19 protein-coding genes are annotated in these 18,215 nt (G+C 30.7%); 12 read left to right on the forward strand and 7 right to left on the reverse strand.

Features of this window, described 5'->3' with window-relative positions:
• Positions 1-56 precede the first annotated feature (56 nt).
• The 6 genes from accC to pdxA form a co-directional block, all read right to left on the reverse strand.
• On the reverse strand, positions 57-1,403 hold the full coding sequence (gene accC / locus C7447_RS03175) for an acetyl-CoA carboxylase biotin carboxylase subunit (protein WP_148868727.1): 1,347 nt from the start codon (positions 1,401-1,403) through the stop codon (positions 57-59).
• A 76-nt stretch (positions 1,404-1,479) separates the two neighbouring features.
• Positions 1,480-1,965, reverse strand: coding sequence for an acetyl-CoA carboxylase biotin carboxyl carrier protein (accB, locus tag C7447_RS03180; protein WP_148868728.1), 486 nt, complete (start codon positions 1,963-1,965; stop codon positions 1,480-1,482).
• A gap of 31 nt (positions 1,966-1,996) precedes the next feature.
• Positions 1,997-2,992: a beta-ketoacyl-ACP synthase III gene (locus C7447_RS03185; protein ID WP_148868729.1), complete on the reverse strand. Its 996-nt coding sequence runs from the start codon at positions 2,990-2,992 to the stop codon at positions 1,997-1,999.
• Positions 2,993-3,141: 149 nt separating this feature from the next.
• The gene (gene rpmF / locus C7447_RS03190; RefSeq protein ID WP_148868730.1) at positions 3,142-3,336 is read right to left on the reverse strand and encodes a 50S ribosomal protein L32; all 195 of its coding nucleotides are present in this window, start codon (positions 3,334-3,336) and stop codon (positions 3,142-3,144) included.
• Position 3,337: 1 nt separating this feature from the next.
• Positions 3,338-3,880 (reverse strand): YceD family protein, encoded by a 543-nt coding sequence (locus C7447_RS03195; protein ID WP_148868731.1) that lies wholly within the window; start codon positions 3,878-3,880, stop codon positions 3,338-3,340.
• A 73-nt stretch (positions 3,881-3,953) separates the two neighbouring features.
• Positions 3,954-4,988, reverse strand: a complete 1,035-nt coding sequence (gene pdxA / locus C7447_RS03200; RefSeq protein WP_148868732.1) for a 4-hydroxythreonine-4-phosphate dehydrogenase PdxA — start codon at positions 4,986-4,988, stop codon at positions 3,954-3,956.
• 57 nt (positions 4,989-5,045) lie between these two features.
• On the opposite strand from pdxA, the gene C7447_RS03205 reads away from it, so the two are divergent.
• The 9 genes from C7447_RS03205 to cydB all read left to right on the forward strand — a co-directional run bounded on the left by C7447_RS03205 (position 5,046) and on the right by cydB (position 12,198).
• Positions 5,046-5,633, forward strand: coding sequence for a riboflavin synthase (locus C7447_RS03205; RefSeq protein ID WP_148868733.1), 588 nt, complete (start codon positions 5,046-5,048; stop codon positions 5,631-5,633).
• Positions 5,634-5,647: 14 nt separating this feature from the next.
• Positions 5,648-6,289, forward strand: coding sequence for a Crp/Fnr family transcriptional regulator (locus tag C7447_RS03210; RefSeq protein WP_148868734.1), 642 nt, complete (start codon positions 5,648-5,650; stop codon positions 6,287-6,289).
• Positions 6,290-6,397: 108 nt separating this feature from the next.
• Positions 6,398-7,393, forward strand: a complete 996-nt coding sequence (locus C7447_RS03215) for a Tll0287-like domain-containing protein (RefSeq protein WP_246143005.1) — start codon at positions 6,398-6,400, stop codon at positions 7,391-7,393.
• 4 nt (positions 7,394-7,397) lie between these two features.
• Positions 7,398-7,697, forward strand: coding sequence for a thioredoxin (gene trxA, locus C7447_RS03220; RefSeq protein WP_148868736.1), 300 nt, complete (start codon positions 7,398-7,400; stop codon positions 7,695-7,697).
• A 4-nt stretch (positions 7,698-7,701) separates the two neighbouring features.
• The gene (locus C7447_RS03225; protein WP_148869491.1) at positions 7,702-8,298 is read left to right on the forward strand and encodes a methyltransferase domain-containing protein; all 597 of its coding nucleotides are present in this window, start codon (positions 7,702-7,704) and stop codon (positions 8,296-8,298) included.
• 132 nt (positions 8,299-8,430) lie between these two features.
• On the forward strand, positions 8,431-9,156 hold the full coding sequence (locus C7447_RS03230; protein ID WP_148868737.1) for a peroxiredoxin: 726 nt from the start codon (positions 8,431-8,433) through the stop codon (positions 9,154-9,156).
• 107 nt (positions 9,157-9,263) lie between these two features.
• Positions 9,264-9,701, forward strand: coding sequence for an OsmC family protein (locus C7447_RS03235; protein WP_148868738.1), 438 nt, complete (start codon positions 9,264-9,266; stop codon positions 9,699-9,701).
• An 86-nt stretch (positions 9,702-9,787) separates the two neighbouring features.
• Positions 9,788-11,119 carry a cytochrome ubiquinol oxidase subunit I gene (locus tag C7447_RS03240; RefSeq protein ID WP_148868739.1) on the forward strand — a complete coding sequence of 444 codons (1,332 nt, stop codon included), beginning with the start codon at positions 9,788-9,790 and terminating at the stop codon, positions 11,117-11,119.
• A gap of 2 nt (positions 11,120-11,121) precedes the next feature.
• On the forward strand, positions 11,122-12,198 hold the full coding sequence (gene cydB / locus C7447_RS03245; protein ID WP_148868740.1) for a cytochrome d ubiquinol oxidase subunit II: 1,077 nt from the start codon (positions 11,122-11,124) through the stop codon (positions 12,196-12,198).
• Here cydB and C7447_RS03250 read toward each other — a convergent pair.
• Positions 12,195-13,181, reverse strand: coding sequence for a helix-turn-helix domain-containing protein (locus tag C7447_RS03250; protein WP_148868741.1), 987 nt, complete (start codon positions 13,179-13,181; stop codon positions 12,195-12,197). The two genes, cydB and C7447_RS03250, sit on opposite strands and share 4 nt — an antisense overlap.
• A gap of 110 nt (positions 13,182-13,291) precedes the next feature.
• On the opposite strand from C7447_RS03250, the gene C7447_RS03255 reads away from it, so the two are divergent.
• The 3 genes from C7447_RS03255 (at position 13,292) to C7447_RS03265 (ending at position 18,022) form a co-directional block, all read left to right on the forward strand.
• The gene (locus C7447_RS03255; RefSeq protein WP_148868742.1) at positions 13,292-15,637 is read left to right on the forward strand and encodes a TonB-dependent receptor; all 2,346 of its coding nucleotides are present in this window, start codon (positions 13,292-13,294) and stop codon (positions 15,635-15,637) included.
• 69 nt (positions 15,638-15,706) lie between these two features.
• Positions 15,707-16,834, forward strand: a complete 1,128-nt coding sequence (locus C7447_RS03260) for a PepSY-associated TM helix domain-containing protein (protein ID WP_148868743.1) — start codon at positions 15,707-15,709, stop codon at positions 16,832-16,834.
• Positions 16,835-16,846: 12 nt separating this feature from the next.
• Positions 16,847-18,022, forward strand: a complete 1,176-nt coding sequence (locus C7447_RS03265) for an alpha/beta hydrolase-fold protein (RefSeq protein WP_148868744.1) — start codon at positions 16,847-16,849, stop codon at positions 18,020-18,022.
• Positions 18,023-18,215 lie beyond the last annotated feature (193 nt).

The raw sequence follows: 18,215 nt of genomic DNA on the forward strand, positions 1-18,215 counted from the left end.
AAAATCAGTGAAGAAATTCACTGATTTTTTTATTGTTATATTTTTAAAACCTTAAGTTAAGATTCTGGTTCCATTTTAAAATCTTCCATAAATTTAGTAGTGTAGTTACCTGCTACATAATCTGGATGATCCATTAATTGTCTATGGAAAGGAATAGTTGTTTTTACACCTTCAATCACATATTCATCTAAGGCACGTTTCATTTTATTAATTGCCTCTTCACGTGTTTGTGCTGAAACAATCAGTTTTGAAATCATAGAATCATAGTTTGAAGGAATCATATAACCAGCATACACATGTGTGTCAATACGAACTCCATGTCCACCAGGAGCATGATATGATACTATTCTTCCTGGAGCAGGTCTAAATCCGTTATAAGGATCTTCTGCGTTAATTCTACACTCAATTGAATGCAATTGAGGGGTATAATTTTTACCAGAAATTGGTACACCAGCAGCTACGAGGATTTGCTCACGGATTAAGTCGAAATCTACAACTTCTTCTGTTATAGGATGTTCTACTTGAATACGTGTGTTCATTTCCATAAAGTAGAAATTACGGTGTTTATCTACCAGAAACTCTACAGTACCAGCACCTTCGTATTTAATATATTCTGCTGCTTTAACTGCAGCATTCCCCATTGCATTTCTAAGTTCATCTGTCATGAACGGAGAAGGAGTTTCTTCCGTTAATTTTTGATGACGACGTTGAACAGAACAATCTCTCTCAGACAAGTGGCAAGCTTTTCCGTAAGAATCTCCAATAATTTGGATTTCTATATGACGAGGTTCTTCAATTAATTTTTCTAAATACATACCGTCGTTACCAAAAGCAGCTTTTGCTTCTTGACGAGCTGAATCCCATGCGTTTTGTAACTCTTCAGGTTTCCAAACGGCACGCATTCCTTTACCACCACCACCAGCGGTTGCTTTTAACATTACAGGAAATCCAGCTTCTTTAGCTAGTTTTTCACACTCAGCAAAATCTTTGATAATACCTTCTGAACCAGGAATACAAGGAACTCCTGCAGCAATCATAGTTGCTTTTGCAGAGGCTTTATCTCCCATTTTGTCAATCATTTCTGAAGTAGCTCCAATAAATTTTATATCATGCTCTTCACATAATTTTGAAAATTTAGCATTTTCAGATAAAAAACCGTATCCTGGATGAATTGCATCGGCATTGGTAATCTCCGCTGCAGCTATTATATTAGACATCTTTAAGTACGATTCACTACTTGGTGCAGGGCCTATACAAACAGCTTCATCAGCAAAACGGACGTGTAAACTTTCAGCATCTGCTTTAGAATAAACAGCAACGGTCTTAATGCCCATTTCTTTACAGGTTCTGATTACACGAAGTGCAATTTCGCCTCTATTGGCAATTAATATCTTTTTAAACATATTTTTAAAGTTTAAATTTTTATATTTTACCAACCAACTAACTTATAAGGTTTGGAAGATAAAATTTCAGATTTAATTATGATGGGTCTACTAAAAATAATGGTTGATCAAACTCTACAGGTGAAGAATCATCAACTAAAACCTTAACAATTTTACCAGATACTTCTGATTCAATTTCGTTAAATAATTTCATAGCTTCAATAACACATACAGTGTCTCCAATTTTTACTTCGGTACCAACTTCTGCAAAAACAGGTTTGTCTGGTGAAGGTTTACGGTAAAAAGTTCCAATAATTGGTGATTTTATAGTTACGTATTTTGAATTTTCTTCAACTGGTGCATTAGCTATAGGAGTAGTTGCTTCAACAACAGGTTGAGCAACGGGAGGAGAAGCCATTAATTGAGGTCCAGCAGCCATAGGAGCAGCTTGTATTATAGTAGTTTCTGTAGCACCACTACCAGTTTTAATGGTAATTTTCACATCCTCCATTTCTAACTTCACCTCACTTGCGCCAGATTTAGCTACGAACTTAATAAGGTTTTGGATTTCTTTAATGTCCATATTGTATTGTTTTAAATTTTAGTTGATTTGTCTATGCGTTATATGCCCATTTTAAATAAATAGCTCCCCAAGTGAAGCCACCACCAAATGCAGCAAAAATTAAATTATCTCCTTTTTTTAATTCTTTTTCGTAATCACTCAATAGCAAGGGTAGAGTTGCTGATGTTGTGTTTCCATATTTATGGATATTCATCATCACCTTTTCATTTTCTAAGCCAATACGGTTGGCCGTTGCTTCTATAATTCTTTTATTAGCTTGATGCGCCGCTAACCAATTTACATCATCTTTTGTAAGATTATTTCTTTCTAGTATCTTTTCAGATACATCAGCCATATTAGAAACTGCAAATTTAAATACTGTTTTTCCTTCTTGATGAACAAAATGTTGTTTGTTTTTTACTGTTTCTTCACTAGGAGGAAGGATTGAGCCGCCTGCATCTATTTTCAAGAATTCTCGTCCAACACCATCACTTCTCAAGTATTGATCTTGATAACCTAAACCTTCATTATTTGGTTCAAATAAAACAGCACCAGCACCATCTCCAAAAATGATACAAGTTGCTCTATCGGTATAATCGATAATAGATGACATTTTATCAGCTCCAATTAATAATACCTTTTTGTAGCGACCAGATTCTATATAGCTTGCTGCGGTAGACATTCCGTATAAAAAACTTGAACAAGCAGCCTGTAAATCATATGCAAAAGCATTGGTGGCTCCGATTTTTGAAGCAGTAAAAACTGCTGTAGAAGCTACAGGCATATCTGGAGTTGCAGTTGCAACTATAACAAGGTCAATTTCTTTTGGGTTAACTCCCGATTTTTGAAGCAAATCTTCGGCAGCTTTGATAGCCATAAAAGAAGTGCCTGCATTTTTTTCTTTTAAAATCCTTCGTTCTTTTATTCCTGTTCTTGAGGTAATCCACTCGTCATTAGTTTCTACCATTGTTTCTAACTCTTTATTGGTTAGAATGTATTCTGGAAGGTATTTTCCCACTGCTGTAATAGCTGCAGTTAATTTAGTCATAGTTGTTTGTTTGTTATGAAACTAGTTTTCAAAAATAGTGATTTTTTTCTCACTTTTTGAAGTAAAAAACGTCAAAAACATTCATTTTTGACGTAAAAAAGCAAAAATCCCCCAAAATGAGAGATTTTTAATTTTATGTAACTTGTTTACTAAGCTTCAGCAATTGTACCATCTAATACAACTTGCCCACGGTAATATAATTTACCTTCGTGCCAGTGTGCTCTGTGGTATAAATGTGCTTCACCAGTTGTTGGATCTGTAGCTATTTGAGGTACAGAAGCTTTATAATGAGTTCTTCTCTTATCTCTTCTAGTTTTAGATATTTTTCTCTTTGGATGTGCCATTTTATGTGTTTTTTCCTGTTAGTAAATCCTTTAATTTATCCCATCTTGGGTCTGTTGATTCTTCCTCAACAATCTTATCTTCTTTAATCTCTAATTCTTCTAACTTCTTTAAAGTTTCAGATTCCATAGTGCCATCTAACACTTTTGGGTGAATCCTTTTTGTCGGAACAGACAATACAATTAATTCATATATGTATTGTGCAACGTTGATTTCATATGCTTCGTGTGGTAGCACTAAAATATCTTCATTATCATCGTTGTATTCTGGACCAAATTTTACAATTAATAGCAAATCTCCTTCAAACTCTAAATCGAAAGGTTCGTTAGTGGTATCGCAAGGAACATTTACCGTACCTTTTGCTTTAAAATTAAGCTCCATTAAGGTGCTTTTTTTAATAAAGCTGATATCCACTTTTATTTGCGCATTGTTAAATTCATCAAACTGAAATGCTTCAAAGAACTTCTTGTCAATTTGATACTCGAATGTATGACTACCTTCTTTTAAACCTATAAAAGGTATATTGAATTGTTTTAAGTCTTTCATCTACAACATCAATTTGAGCGTGCAAAGATATAAAAAATGTTTTTATATTTATATATTGTTGTAAAAATTTAAACTATTTCGCTTTTAGTGCGTTAGCTTCTAGTTCTGACAACTCTTTTCTGTTATTAAATATCTGTATTGAAGCAAATAAAGCCTCTTTAAATGATTCATGATTTGCGATTCCTTTTCCTGCAATATCATAACCTGTACCATGGTCTGGGGAGGTTCTTATTTTACTTAAACCTGCAGTAAAGTTTACTCCATTTCCGAAAGATAAAGCTTTAAAAGGTGCCAATCCTTGATCGTGATACATGGCCAATACTCCGTCAAACTGGGTATAATTTTTCGAACCAAAGAAACCATCTGAAGCATAAGGCCCAAAAACCAACTTACCAGTTTCTTTAATTTTTTCAATAGTTGGACGGATAATTTCATCATCTTCTTTACCTATTACACCTTTGTCACCACAATGTGGATTCAAGCCTAAAACTGCAATTTTAGGTTTGTTAATGTTAAAGTCTTGCTTTAAAGAACGGTGCATAATTTCAACTTTTTCTTTAATGAGTTCTGGTGTAATAGTGCTTGCAATTTGCGAAACAGGAATATGCCCTGTAATTAAACCAATGCGTAATTCATTAGTCATTAGAATCATTAAACTCTTACCTTCTAAATTAGCTTCTAAATATTCTGTATGTCCTGGAAAATTAAATTCATCCGATTGAATATTTTCTTTGTTAATTGGAGCAGTAAGCAAAACATCAACTTGGTTGTTTTTTAAAGCATCAACTGCTGCTGAAAGTGATTTTAAAGCATAATTACCACCTTCTTTAGTCGTTTTTCCTAATTCAACTTTAACATCTTCTTTCCAAACGTTAACTAAGTTTATTTTTCCATGTACAATTTTATCTACAGATGGAATGCCGTGGATATTATTTTCTAGATTTAATATTTTTTTATGAAGAGAGACCACTCTGTTAGAACCAAATAATACGGGAGTGCAAAACTCCAACATTCTCTTGTCTTCAAAGGTTTTTAAAATTATTTCTAAGCCTATACCATTTATATCTCCTATCGAAATCCCTACAATAATTTTATCTGATTTATCCATATTTCCTTACGTAATGTCGTATTTTTGATCTTAACAAAAGTAACTAAATTTTATAGAATGTTTACAGGAATTATAGAAACTCTTGGTGTGGTAACTGAGCTAAAAGCTGAGCAGAAAAACTTACACATCACTGTAAAGAGTAATATAACAGGTGAGTTAAAAATAGATCAAAGTGTAGCGCATAATGGGGTTTGTCTAACGGTTGTTGCAATTAATAACGAAGAGTACACGGTTACTGCAATTAAAGAAACACTCGATAAAACAAATATAGGAGATTTAAAAGTTGGTGATGAAGTAAATCTAGAACGAGCAATGAAGTTAGGAGATCGATTAGATGGGCATATTGTACAAGGTCATGTAGATGAAACAGGAATTTGTAAATCTATTAAAGACGAAAAAGGAAGTACAATTTTTACTTTTGAATACAAGTCTGCAAACAATAATGTTACGATAGAAAAAGGCTCTATAACAGTTAACGGGGTTAGTTTAACGATTGTGAATTCTAAGAAAGATGAATTTAGCGTGGCAATAATTCCATATACTTTACAACACACTACATTTAAAAACTTTAAAGTAGGAACCCAAGTTAATTTAGAATTTGATGTTATAGGTAAATACGTGGCTCGACTAACCCAAACACAATAAATTTTTATTAAATAATGATAGATTTAAAACAAGCATTACAAGATAATTACGGACATATTTTTGAAAAAGAGTTAATTGAAGAAATTGCAGAAGTAGGTATTTATAAAGAGATTGAAAGTGGTGATAAGTTGATGGAAATAGGTAGTTATATCAAGTCTATGCCGCTTTTACTATCTGGAGCTATTAAGATTTTACGAGAAGATGATGAAGGAGATGAACTTTTACTCTATTATTTAGAAAAAGGAGAAACTTGTTCTATGACAATGACTTGTTGTATGGGAAATCAGCAAAGTAAAATTAGAGCAATTGCAGAAATTCATACAGAACTCGTTATGATTCCTATTGGTAAGATGGAAGAATGGTCTGCGAAGTATAAGTCTTGGAGAAATTTTGTGTTTGAAAGTTACAATAATAGAATGAATGAACTTTTTCAAACGGTAGATAGTATTGCATTTAATAAAATGGATGATCGTTTAATTGCTTATTTAAAGGAAAAAAGAAGAGTAACTAATGATGAGATAATTAACAACACACATCAAGAAATTGCGTACGAAATGCATACTTCAAGAGTGGTGATTTCAAGATTATTAAAAAAATTAGAAAATCTAGGAAAAATTAAACTTCATAGAAATTCTATAGAAGTTATTAATTTATAGAAGCCTGCTTTTCAGCAGGTTTTTTTTGTAACTATTGTTACTGTGTTTATTGTAGCGAATAAATAATTTAGCTTGATGAAAATTAATTATTACTAATTTTAGTAGGATATGATGAAAAAGAGAAATATCATTTATGCAGTTATAATAGTAGCTTTTTTTGTACTAGTAAGCTGTAATTCTAAAAAAGAAAAATATACTTCAAAAACGAAGGTTGATAAAACGGAAGAGAAATTAGCAGAACATCTAGGTGAAAAACTTTTAAGAAGACAATGTTATGTCTGTCATAATCCGTCAGCTTCTCATAATTCGATAGTTGCTCCGCCAATGATAGCTATTAAAGCTCATTATATAAACAAAAATACTACTAAAGAAGAATTTACTAAAGCTTTTGTAGATTTTGTAACCAAACCAACAAATGAAAATGCGAAACTTCGTGGTGCGGTGAGAAGATTTGGTTTAATGCCAATTCAAAATTATAAAGAAGATGATTTAAAGTTGATTGCAGATTATCTTTTTGACTATCAAATTGATGAACCAAAATGGTTTAAAGAGCATTGGCAAGAAATGCAAGGTAGATCTTACATAAATTCAGGAAAAACATCTGAAAAGAGCAGTTCGAAAACAAAAGCAGATATTGGTTTAGAATATGCTTTAGCCACTAAAAAAGTATTAGGTAAAAACTTAATGGGTAAAATTCAAAAAGAAGGGACTCTTGAAGCCTTAAAATTTTGTAATGAAAAAGCGTATCACTTAACCGATAGTATGGCAACAAAATTCAATGCAACTATTAAGAGAGTTTCAGATAAACCGAGAAACCCAAAAAATAAAGCAAACAAAAAAGAAATTGAGATTATAAATCAATATAAAAATAGCGTAAGTGCAAATGAAAGTATAGAGCCAGTTGTAGAAGAAAGCAATGGTAAAACGCAGTTTTATTATCCAATAATAACAAATTCCATGTGTTTGCAATGCCACGGAAAATCCAATGATCAAATAAAACCGAGTGTTTTAAATGAGTTAGCCAACTTATATCCTCAAGATAAAGCAAAAGGGTATAGTGAAAATCAAGTAAGAGGAATTTGGAGTATAACATTTAATAACTAAGTATATGTCTTCGTTTACAGAAATTATAAATCAAGAGAAACCCGTTTTAATAGATTTTTTTGCAGATTGGTGCGGACCTTGTAAAATGATGAGTCCCATACTTAAAGAAGCTAAACAAGAATTGGGAGATACTGCAAGTATTATTAAAATTAATATAGATAAAAATCCGAAATTAGCAACAAAATACGGAATTCGAGGTGTGCCTACTTTTATCCTTTTTCAAAAAGGAGAAATGCTTTGGCGACAATCAGGAATGTTGTATAAAAATGATTTAATTAACGTTATTAATCAACACAAAAATTAGGATGATTGATTTATCAGAAGAATTTTGGAATAATAAATATCGAAATAATAAAACAGGTTGGGATTTAGGTGCTGTTTCAACACCTTTGAAAACGTATTTTGATCAACTTACAAATAAAGACCTTAAAATATTAATTCCCGGAGGTGGAAATTCGTATGAAGCAGAATATCTGTTTAAAAAAGGATTTACTAATGTTTTTGTTATTGATATTGCAGAAGAAGCGATTGAAAATATAAAGAAGAGGCTTCCAAACTTTCCTGAAGAAAATTTAATTCACAATAATTTTTTCAACCTGAAAGAATCTTACGATTTAATTATTGAACAAACATTTTTTTGTGCACTTAACCCTGATTTAAGAAGTGATTATACTAAAAAAATGAATGAATTATTGAATGAAAATGGGAAATTAGTTGGATTACTTTTTGATGCTGAATTAAATTTTGATCATCCACCATTTGGAGGAGGCAAAAAAGAATATGTAAAACTCTTTCAACCGTATTTTGATATTCAAAAGATGAGTGATTGTTATAATTCTTCTAAAGGCAGGGAAGGAATGGAGTTGTTTATAAATGTATTAAAAAAACATTCAAAACTTTCCTGATCTTAAGTATAGTTTTTTTCTATTTTCATATCAACATTTGATATTACTTATGTAACATCTGTTACAAAGGACTTTTTTAGTATAGATTAATTTTACGATAAGTAAAAAAAATATAAATTTAATCTATTTAATATGAATACAACAGAAACACTACAACAAGAACAAATGTTTTCAATGCCAAGAATTGGTGATAAAGCACCAGAATTTAAGGCAGTGACAACACAAGGTGAAATTAATTATCCTTCAGATTATAAAGGAAAATGGTCAATATTATTTAGTCATCCAGCAGATTTTACTCCTGTTTGTACGTCTGAGTTTATGACGTTTGCCCATTTAGAAGAAAAATTTGAAAAAGCAAATTGCAGTCTTATAGGTTTATCAATTGATGGTTTATACAGTCATATTGCTTGGTTAAGAACGATTAAGGATAAAATTAAATTTAACGGAATGGAAAACATAGAAGTTAAGTTTCCTTTAATTGAAGATATTTCTATGGACGTTGCTAAAAAATATGGAATGATTCAACCAGGAGAAAGTAAAACACAGGCTGTTAGAGCTGTCTTTTTTGTTGACCCAGAAGAAACAGTTCGTGCCATAATTTATTATCCTTTAAGTTTAGGGCGTAATTTTGATGAGCTATACAGAGCTTTGATTGCAATGCAAACTTCAGATAAATTTAACGTTGCAACTCCAGCAGATTGGAATCCAGGAGAAGATGTTATTGTTTCACCAGCAGGATCTTGTGGAGTAGCTGAAGAAAGAATGACTTCGACAGAAGATTTAGATTGCAAAGATTGGTTCTTCTGTACTAAAAAATTAGATAAGGATTTAGTTTTAAACGAAATTCTTAAAAAATAATTTTTTTAAAAAAGAGACCACTTCCTTAGAAAACGGTCTCTTTTGTAATAATAGTTACATATAGTTTTTAATAAAGAATATAAATTTGACTAATAAATAATAAAAAAATGGCAGAAGAACATTTTTATCAGGTTAAAGTAAACTGGAAAGAGAATAGAAACGGAATACTTTCTTCAGAAGTATTAGATGAGAAAATCACGATTGCAACACCACCCGAATTCCCAAAAGGAGAAGCCAATATTTGGTCTCCAGAGCATTATTTTGTAGCAGCAATTAATGGTTGTTTATTAACAACTTTTTTAGCAGTGGCAGAAAATTTTAAATTAGATTTTGTTGATTTTGAATCGGATGCAGAAGGAAAGCTAGAGGTAGTTGACAGAAAATATGTAATTAGCGAAGTGGTTTTGAAACCAGTGATAATTATTAAAAAAGAAGAAGATAGAGAATTAGCTCAAAAAGTGATTGAAAAATCAGAAAAGGCTTGTTTAATTTCCAATTCTGTGAAATCAAATATAAAAATGGAAGCAATTATTAAAGTTGTTTAAATTATTTAATAAAGGATGGCTTTTAATGCCATCCTTTTTTGTTATTTTTAAAGAGTAATTAATTAACCATCCAAAATCCATTTTCAATGGAAGACATGTTATTTTACGATCGTATGCAATTTGCATTTACGATCACTTTTCATTATTTATTTCCACAACTTACTATGGGATTATCGTTAATGATCGTCTATTTTAAATGGAAATTTTTAAGAACTCATGTTGAAAAATATAACGATGCTGCAAAATTCTGGATGCGGATTTTTGCACTCAACTTTGCTATGGGGGTGGTCACAGGAATTCCGATGGAGTTTCAGTTCGGAACGAATTGGGCAAAGTTTTCAGAATTAACAGGAGGAATCATTGGGCAAACGTTAGCCATGGAAGGAATGTTTTCTTTCTTTTTAGAATCATCCTTTTTAGGATTATTTCTCTTTGGTGAAAAATTACTAGGGCATAAACTTCATTTTGTTACAGGGTTCTTGGTTTTTTTAGGTTCTTGGGCAAGTGGATTTTTAATCATTGCTACACATTCGTGGATGCAACACCCTGTAGGTTATGAAATTTTAGAAAACGGAAAATTTGTGTTAAATAATTTCGGAGCTCTATTTTCTAATGTTTGGTTATGGCCATCGTATTTACATAACCAAGCTGCGTCTATTGTAACAAGCTCTTTTGTAGTTGCGGCCATTGGTGCATTTTATATATTGAATAATAAGCATAATGAATTCGGAAAATTATTTGTGAAAACAGGTGTTGTTTTTGGATTGATATCAAGTCTTATTGTTGCTTTTCCAACAGGAGATATGGCTGCAAAAAATGTAGTGAAACATCAACCTGTAACCTTTGCAGCGATGGAAGGAATTTTTGAAACTGAAAAAGGAGGTTCAGAAATCGTATTGATCGGGCAACCAAATATGCTAGAAAAAAAGCTTGATAACAAAATTGCAGTTCCTAATATTTTAAGCTTTTTAACTTATCAAAGTTGGGATGCAGAAATTAAAGGACTAAATGAATTTGATAAGAAAGATTATCCTACAAATGTTCCTGGTTTGTACTATGCATATCATATCATGGTTGGTCTAGGAACTATATTTATTGGTTTAATGTTTTTTGCAGTAGTACAACTTTTCAGAAAAAAACTATACACCACTAAATGGATTTTATGGTCGTTATTATTTATGTTACCATTTCCATATATTGCAAATACGACTGGTTGGTATACTGCCGAATTAGGTAGGCAACCCTGGTTGGTTTATAATCTTTTGCGAACTGCAGATGGTGCTTCTCCAACAGTATCATCAGGGAACACATTATTTACGTTGTTAGGATTTATAGGGTTGTATTTGCTATTAGGAATGTTGTTTTTGATATTGGTTGGTAAAATAATTAACAAAGGCCCACAAACTATAAATGCATAACTATGGAATTATTTTGGTATATCGTTTTAATGACAATGTTGGCTGTTTATGTAATTTTAGATGGCTACGATTTTGGTGCAGGAATTATTCATTTGTTTTTTGCAAAATCTGAAAAAGATAAAAAAGCAATTACCAATGCAATTGGCCCGTTTTGGGATGCAAATGAGGTTTGGCTTATTGCTGCAGGAGGTGTTTTGTTTTTTGCTTTCCCAACGTTATATGCATCTTCTTTTAGTGGTTTTTATTTACCATTGATTATGATTTTATGGCTGCTTATTTTTAGAGCTACAGGATTAGAATTACGTGGACAGATTCATAACAAAATGTGGGAAACAATTTGGGATAAAGCTTTTGGTGTTTCAAGTTTATTATTAGCGCTTTTCTTTGGAATTGCTCTTGGGAATGTAGTACGTGGAGTTAATTTAGGAATGGTAGAAAATGGTGTGTCAACACAAGAAGCCCATTATTTCTTCTTACCGTTATGGAATACGACTTTTAGTCCGCAAGCAGAACATCTCGGAATTATTGATTGGTTTACCATTTTATTAGGGTTAGTAGCAGTTGTAACATTAACTATTCATGGAGCTAATTGGATTATTTTTAAAACAAACTCAAGCTTAAACACAAAACTCAAAAAAATAATTTTTAACCTTAATTTTGTATTATTAGCATTGGTGATTATTTCGTTATTAGTTTGGCATGTTATTGAACCCAAACCATTTCATAATTTTCTTAAAAATCCTTGGCTTTTTCTTTTTCCAATAATCACTTTTACAGGATTATTTGGTTTGTTCAAAGTAAAATCATTTAAAAAAGAAGGCTTAGGCTTTCTGTTTTCGTCACTGTTTTTATTTGGAGGATTAACTTCAACAGTAGCCTCAATTTTTCCAAAAGTATTACCATCTACAAATGCTGTAAATCCTTCACTTACCTTATATAATGTTGCAGCTCATGAATATGGTTTATCAGTTGGTGTTTATTGGTTTGTAATTGCGGTAATTTTAGTAGCAGCGTATATGGTTATTCAATACAAAGTTTTTAAAGGAAAAATGGATAATGTAGGTTATGGAGAGCATTAATTTTTTATCATTTTACTAGGTAAGTAGCCATAAAGCTTCTTAAAAGCGACTGTGAAATGCTGAGAATGTTTATACCCAACTTTATAAGCTGCTTCAGAAACCGTATAATCACCGTCAATAATTAATTTTTTTGCTTTTTCCATACGAAGTTTCGTAATAAATTTAAAAATAGTGATGGAAAAGACTATTTTAAAATCGTGCTTGAGCTTTGAGGTATTAATTCCCGCGATAATTGCTAGTTTTGGTATGGTTAAGGATTTTTCTAAATTAGACTTTATATAATGCTCTACTTTTAAAATATTATTGTAATCTTCTTTAGTCAATTCTTCATTTCTATTTTCTAAATGACTTTCATTTGTTTTCTCCAATAAAAAAATTAAAAGTTCATTTATTTTTGCTTGTAAATATGCTCTTTTTAAATTTTCTGAGTATTCACAATTTATGATTTCTTCTATATGAACATTTAATTCATCAGTAATTGGCTGACTTTTTTTCCACATTAAAAAGTCGCGCTTTTCATGTATACTATTACCAAATTTTTTCAAATCTTTTTTATAGTCATCACCAATAATTTTCTTTATATAATTTTCAGTAAAAAGAATCTCTAAGGTTTTTCTGTAATTTGTTTTATAAGTTAATTCTCCATTAACTTCAGGGAGATAAAATAAATTATAATACCCTCCAGGAATATATACCTCTACTCCTGATTTATTAAAAGGTTTATAATGACTTGATCCTTCAATTTCAAACTGTAATTTAAAAAAAGGGAAATCATGCGATACATTAATTTTATAATTTGAGGTTTTAATATTTCTATGTACTATTCTAATTCCATTTAATTGGATTTCTCTTACAGTACCTATTTCACCAGAATTATTAAGTTTAATAGTATTTTCTTTAAATGAATCTACTTCAAAATCTTGGTTAAAATATTTAACCAAGATTTTGTCTTTAAATATTGAACTTTTTAAAACTGTCTTCATTTCTTCTTTTCTCGTTATTTAAAATCCCTTTTACGTTAATCGCTAAATCTGTCTATCATATACATTTGCAAAAATAAATATTATTTATATCAAATCTAAATAAACATAAAATGAAAATAAATTATTCAAATTTAAAAACAATAAAAAAAAGCATATTCTTTGTATGTTTCTTTACTTTTCATTTATTATATGCTCAAAGCAACGGAAGTATTAAAGGAAAGATTTTTACGAATGATAATAAAGCTGCTGCTTATGTAAACATAATAGTAGAACATACAAATAAAGGTGCTATTTCTGATGAAAATGGATATTATCAAATCAATAGTGTTAGTCCAGGCAACCATAAATTAACATTTTCATTGTTGGGTTTAGAAACAAAATCTATTGAGATTGATGTTTCTGAAGGTGTAGTAACAAAAATAGAAGACATAACTCTAAATGTAAGTGAAGAAAAATTACAAGAAGTAGTACTTGAAGTTCGAAGAAAAAATAAATTTAATCAAAAAGAATCTCCTTACGTTTCTCGTTTACCATTGAGTAATATTGAAAACCCACAAGTATACACGGTTATTACAGGTGAATTATTAGACGAACTACAAATTACAGATATTCAAGGGGCTTTACAAAACGCTCCTGGAATTAGTAATGTAATGCAAGGTATTGGATCAGGTGGTGTAGGTGTAAATCTGTATTTAAGAGGTTTTAGTGCAGATATTGCTATGAGAAATGGTATCGGGACTTCAATTAGAACGAGTACAGATCAAGCAAATATTGAACGGATTGAGGTTATAAAAGGTCCTTCTGGTACTTTATTTGGAACCAGTATTGTGTCATCTTATGGAGGTGTGGTAAATCTTGTTACTAAAAAACCTTACGAGACTTTTGGTGGAACTGCTGGTTTTTCAACAGGAAGTAATAACCTTTCTCGTTTAACCGTAGATATAAATACACCATTAAATAAAGAAAATACTGTTTTATTTCGTTTAAATGCTGCAAAACATGCCGAGCATAGTTTCCAAGACTATGGATTGACAAGAAACTGGTATGTTGCTCCAGCTTTAACTTACAAAGCAAGCGATAGATTGACTCTAAATGTTGAAGCTGAAATTTACAATAATAATTCTCCCAGTATTTATTTTAATCCAGGAAATGCTGAATTAACAACGATGAATGATTTAAATTATAATTTCGAAAATTCTTACGGTAGCGATTATTTAAGTAATGAAATCAAATCTTATAATGTTTTTGCAGAAGCTAAATATAAATTATCCAATAATTGGACCTCTCAAACACTATTGTCTTCGAGTAATTCTGACAATAGTACTAACTATTTATTTTTAGATTTTTTAGATGAAAATGATGCAGAAAGAAGAATAATGAACATTGAGAGTCAGTTTAATACGACACAAATACAACAAAATTTTATTGGAGCGTTTAAAATAGGAAATCTTGATAATAAATTGATTGTTGGTTTAGATTACTACGATTTACAAACTCCTTACAGAAGAACCCAATTAGTATACGATGTAATTGGTGCAGATAACCCTGTAATGGACTTTAACCCTAAAAAATATGAAAACTTATTAGGAGAAATTGAAGCTTTCCGTATCGGACAAAGAGACCAAAATAGTTTTAGTATCTACGCTTCTGATGTTATTAATTTTACAGAAAGACTTTCTGTAATGGCGAGTTTAAGATTAGATAATTACAATGATAAAGAAAATGATTATAAACAATCATATGTAGCTCCAAAATTTGGTGCAGTTTATCAAATTGTAAAAAATGGAGTATCTCTTTTTGCAAACTACATGAACGGATTTACAAATGTAGCTCCAGATTTATCTTCGGGAGTAAAGATAAGTTTAAAGCCTGAATTTGCTACACAAATTGAAGGGGGAGTTAAAGCAGAGTTATTTAACGGAAAATTAAGCACAACTTTAAGTTACTATGATATTACCGTAAATGATGCAGTAAGATATGTAAACAATGGAGGGACTTGGTCACAAATTCAAGATGGAGTAAAAAGTAGTAAAGGTTTAGAAGTAGAAGTAATTGCTGCCCCTGTAAAAGGATGGAATATTGTCGCTGGTTATGCGAACAATAACAGTGAGTTTATAGAAGGTGCAGAATCTGTAATTGGGAAAACACCATACGCAGCACCAGAAACCACTATTAATTTGTGGACGAGCTATAAAATGCCAGTAGGAACAGCTAAAGGTTTAGGGTTTGGGTTTGGCGCAAATCATGTTAGTGATACTTACGTTGATGATATGAATACACTTTTAGCTCCAGGACATACTGTATTGAATAGTTCTGTATTCTTAGACAAACCGACTTATAGAATAGGAGTTAAATTCAATAACATTACTAATGAAAAATACTGGGCAAATATGGGCTCATATGTTCAGCCACAAAAAACACGTAATACTGTAGTTAGTTTTACGTATAAGTTTTAAAATTTTTAAATAAAAATAATATTTAAGGGGCGGTATAAACCATCGTCCCTTTTTCAAGTTTTTGAAACAATGAAAAAAAAAGGAAAAAGTAAATTTCAAAAAATAGTATCCTGGATACATCTTTGGCCAAGTTTAATAGCTGGAATTATTGTTTTATTTGTCTGCCTAACAGGTACAATAATTGTTTATACTGATGAAATAATGGATTTAACTGCTGGAGATGCTCTATATGTTGAAGCTAAAAGTGAAAAAATATCACATGAAAAAATTTTTGAAGTAATTAACAACCTAAATCCTAATTATAAACTTTCTGAAATTGTTTTTTACAAAGATCCAAATCGTAGTTTTAGACTTCGGGTTTTTGATTTAAAAGAAAAAGATTTAATGATGATTTACATGGATCCTTATACTGGAAACATTCTTAAAACAGATCATACCATTTACTTTTTTTATATCACAGCCCATTTACATGCACAATTGTTGGCGGGTTCTTTTGGCGGGTGGTTAGTTATTATTTCTACGATTATATTTTTAATTGGTTGTATAACAGGGCTTATACTTTGGTGGCCAAAAAAATGGAACAAAAACACTCGCAATGCAAGTTTTACAATTAAATGGAAAGCTAAATTTAAACGCTTAAATTACGATTTACACAACGTACTTGGGTTTTACACGCTGCCAACAAGTATTATTTTAAGTATTACAGGTCTATTAATATTCTTTCATCCATTAATGGATTTTACTGTAAAAATTTCTGGTGGAGATGATTTAGGGATACAAGATATTTTACCTAAAGCAGACAGCACAAAAGTGTCTAAAGATCTTGTTGCCTATGCATATAAAACATTAGAAGAAGAATATCCAAAGAAAAAAGCTGTGAATTCTTGGGTATTTCGTTTAGATAAATTGGGTGCTTTTACTATAAACTCAGGAAAGCCTGGGTTAAAAAGTATGGAAAATGTAGATTATACTATTTATGATAGATATACAGGAGAAAAAATTATCCCTTCAACCGGACAAATAACACATGAAAAAGTTGAAAACATGGTTTGGCAACTTCACATGGGACAATGGTGGGGGCAAATAGGAAAATTTATCACATTTCTTACCGGAATTATTGCCACATCATTATCAGTAACTGGTTTTTTAATTTGGTGGGGAAAACGTAAAAAGAAAAACAAAGTAAAAACCGCATAATAAATAAGTAAAATGAAAAAAATACTTTTCTTAATAATTCTACACATTTTTATTTTTAAATCACATAGTCAATCAAAAATAGTAATAGGAGAAAAATTTAAAATATTTTCTAAAACTTTAAATGAAGAAAGAGAATATTGGATATCTCTACCAGACAATTATAACGACACAATATATGAACCAGAAAAATATCCTGTTACCTTTTTTTTAGACGGAGATAGACATTTTCAATCCTTAACTGGTATACATGATTTTTTAAGTAAAGGGCCATATGCATCTTTACCAGAAATGATTTTAGTTGGTATATTAACAACTAAAAATAGAACGAGAGATCTAACTCCTACAAGTGTAAAGCAAGCACAAACAGGAAAAAATTTTGTATTTAAAGATAGTGGTGGAAATGAAAACTTCATGATATTTCTTAAAAATGAATTACTTCCTAAGATTGAAAAAGATTACAGAACAAACGGTTACAAAACTATTATTGGTCATTCATTTGGAGGCTTAACGGTATTAAATACTTTATTTACAGAACCAAAATTATTCAATTCATATATAGCAATAGATCCGAGTATTTGGTGGGATGATGAGTATGTGTTAAAAAAAGCAATAAATAAATTACAAAACTCAAATTTAGAAGAAAACTCATTATATTTTTCATTGGCCTATGAAGAAACTATCCCAGAAAATATTGCCATTGAACATGAAAATGCCATTAACAAATTTAAAAATAGTTTAGAAAATTTAAAATCTGAATTAAATTGGAAATTTCAATTTTTAAAAGAGGAAGATCATGGAACTATTTCATTACCTTCAGAATATTATGGATTAAAGTTTATTTACGATGGTTATCAATTACCAGTGAAAGAACTAGCGAGTAATACAAATTTAGTTACAAATTTATTTGATAAGTTATCAAAAAAGATGGACTTTGAAATAAAACCTGCTGAATCTCGTATTGACTGGATTGCTTCATATTGCTTTAAAATTGGTAAACCTCAAGAAGCAATACAACTATTAAAGATAAATCTTAAAAATTACCCCAATAGTGAAAACGTGTACACTAGTTTGTCGAATGCTTATAAAAAAACAGGAAATAATTTTGATGCAAAATCAATTTTAGAAAAAGGGTTAAAATTGCTTCCAAAATCAGAAAGGATACGTTATAAAATAAAAGAACTAAAATAAGTAAATTTTAGTTAGGAGGTTTTAATATATCATGTTCGTACTTCAATTTATAACAAAGCTATAAGCATTACTTTTTTCAATACAAAAAAATAAAAAGAATAGATAATTTAGGTTACGGAGAGCATTAGTAAAGATTAAGATTTTTTTAACAAAACCCTAAGTAGTTGCATATGCAACTACTTAGGGTTTTGTG

Origin of the sequence: Tenacibaculum adriaticum (genome assembly GCF_008124875.1) — a bacterium.
Taxonomy (GTDB): Bacteria; Bacteroidota; Bacteroidia; order Flavobacteriales; family Flavobacteriaceae; genus Polaribacter; species Polaribacter adriaticus.

Coding starts and splice junctions, on each gene's coding strand:
- accC (WP_148868727.1), bottom strand. CDS start 1,403: ATGTTTAAAAAGATATTAATTGCCAATAGAGGCGAAATTGCACTTCGT.
- accB (WP_148868728.1), bottom strand. CDS start 1,965: ATGGACATTAAAGAAATCCAAAACCTTATTAAGTTCGTAGCTAAATCT.
- C7447_RS03185 (WP_148868729.1), bottom strand. CDS start 2,992: ATGACTAAATTAACTGCAGCTATTACAGCAGTGGGAAAATACCTTCCA.
- rpmF (WP_148868730.1), bottom strand. CDS start 3,336: ATGGCACATCCAAAGAGAAAAATATCTAAAACTAGAAGAGATAAGAGA.
- C7447_RS03195 (WP_148868731.1), bottom strand. CDS start 3,880: ATGAAAGACTTAAAACAATTCAATATACCTTTTATAGGTTTAAAAGAA.
- pdxA (WP_148868732.1), bottom strand. CDS start 4,988: ATGGATAAATCAGATAAAATTATTGTAGGGATTTCGATAGGAGATATA.
- C7447_RS03205 (WP_148868733.1), top strand. CDS start 5,046: ATGTTTACAGGAATTATAGAAACTCTTGGTGTGGTAACTGAGCTAAAA.
- C7447_RS03210 (WP_148868734.1), top strand. CDS start 5,648: ATGATAGATTTAAAACAAGCATTACAAGATAATTACGGACATATTTTT.
- C7447_RS03215 (WP_246143005.1), top strand. CDS start 6,398: ATGATGAAAAAGAGAAATATCATTTATGCAGTTATAATAGTAGCTTTT.
- trxA (WP_148868736.1), top strand. CDS start 7,398: ATGTCTTCGTTTACAGAAATTATAAATCAAGAGAAACCCGTTTTAATA.
- C7447_RS03230 (WP_148868737.1), top strand. CDS start 8,431: ATGAATACAACAGAAACACTACAACAAGAACAAATGTTTTCAATGCCA.
- C7447_RS03235 (WP_148868738.1), top strand. CDS start 9,264: ATGGCAGAAGAACATTTTTATCAGGTTAAAGTAAACTGGAAAGAGAAT.
- C7447_RS03240 (WP_148868739.1), top strand. CDS start 9,788: ATGGAAGACATGTTATTTTACGATCGTATGCAATTTGCATTTACGATC.
- cydB (WP_148868740.1), top strand. CDS start 11,122: ATGGAATTATTTTGGTATATCGTTTTAATGACAATGTTGGCTGTTTAT.
- C7447_RS03250 (WP_148868741.1), bottom strand. CDS start 13,181: ATGAAGACAGTTTTAAAAAGTTCAATATTTAAAGACAAAATCTTGGTT.
- C7447_RS03255 (WP_148868742.1), top strand. CDS start 13,292: ATGAAAATAAATTATTCAAATTTAAAAACAATAAAAAAAAGCATATTC.
- C7447_RS03260 (WP_148868743.1), top strand. CDS start 15,707: ATGAAAAAAAAAGGAAAAAGTAAATTTCAAAAAATAGTATCCTGGATA.
- C7447_RS03265 (WP_148868744.1), top strand. CDS start 16,847: ATGAAAAAAATACTTTTCTTAATAATTCTACACATTTTTATTTTTAAA.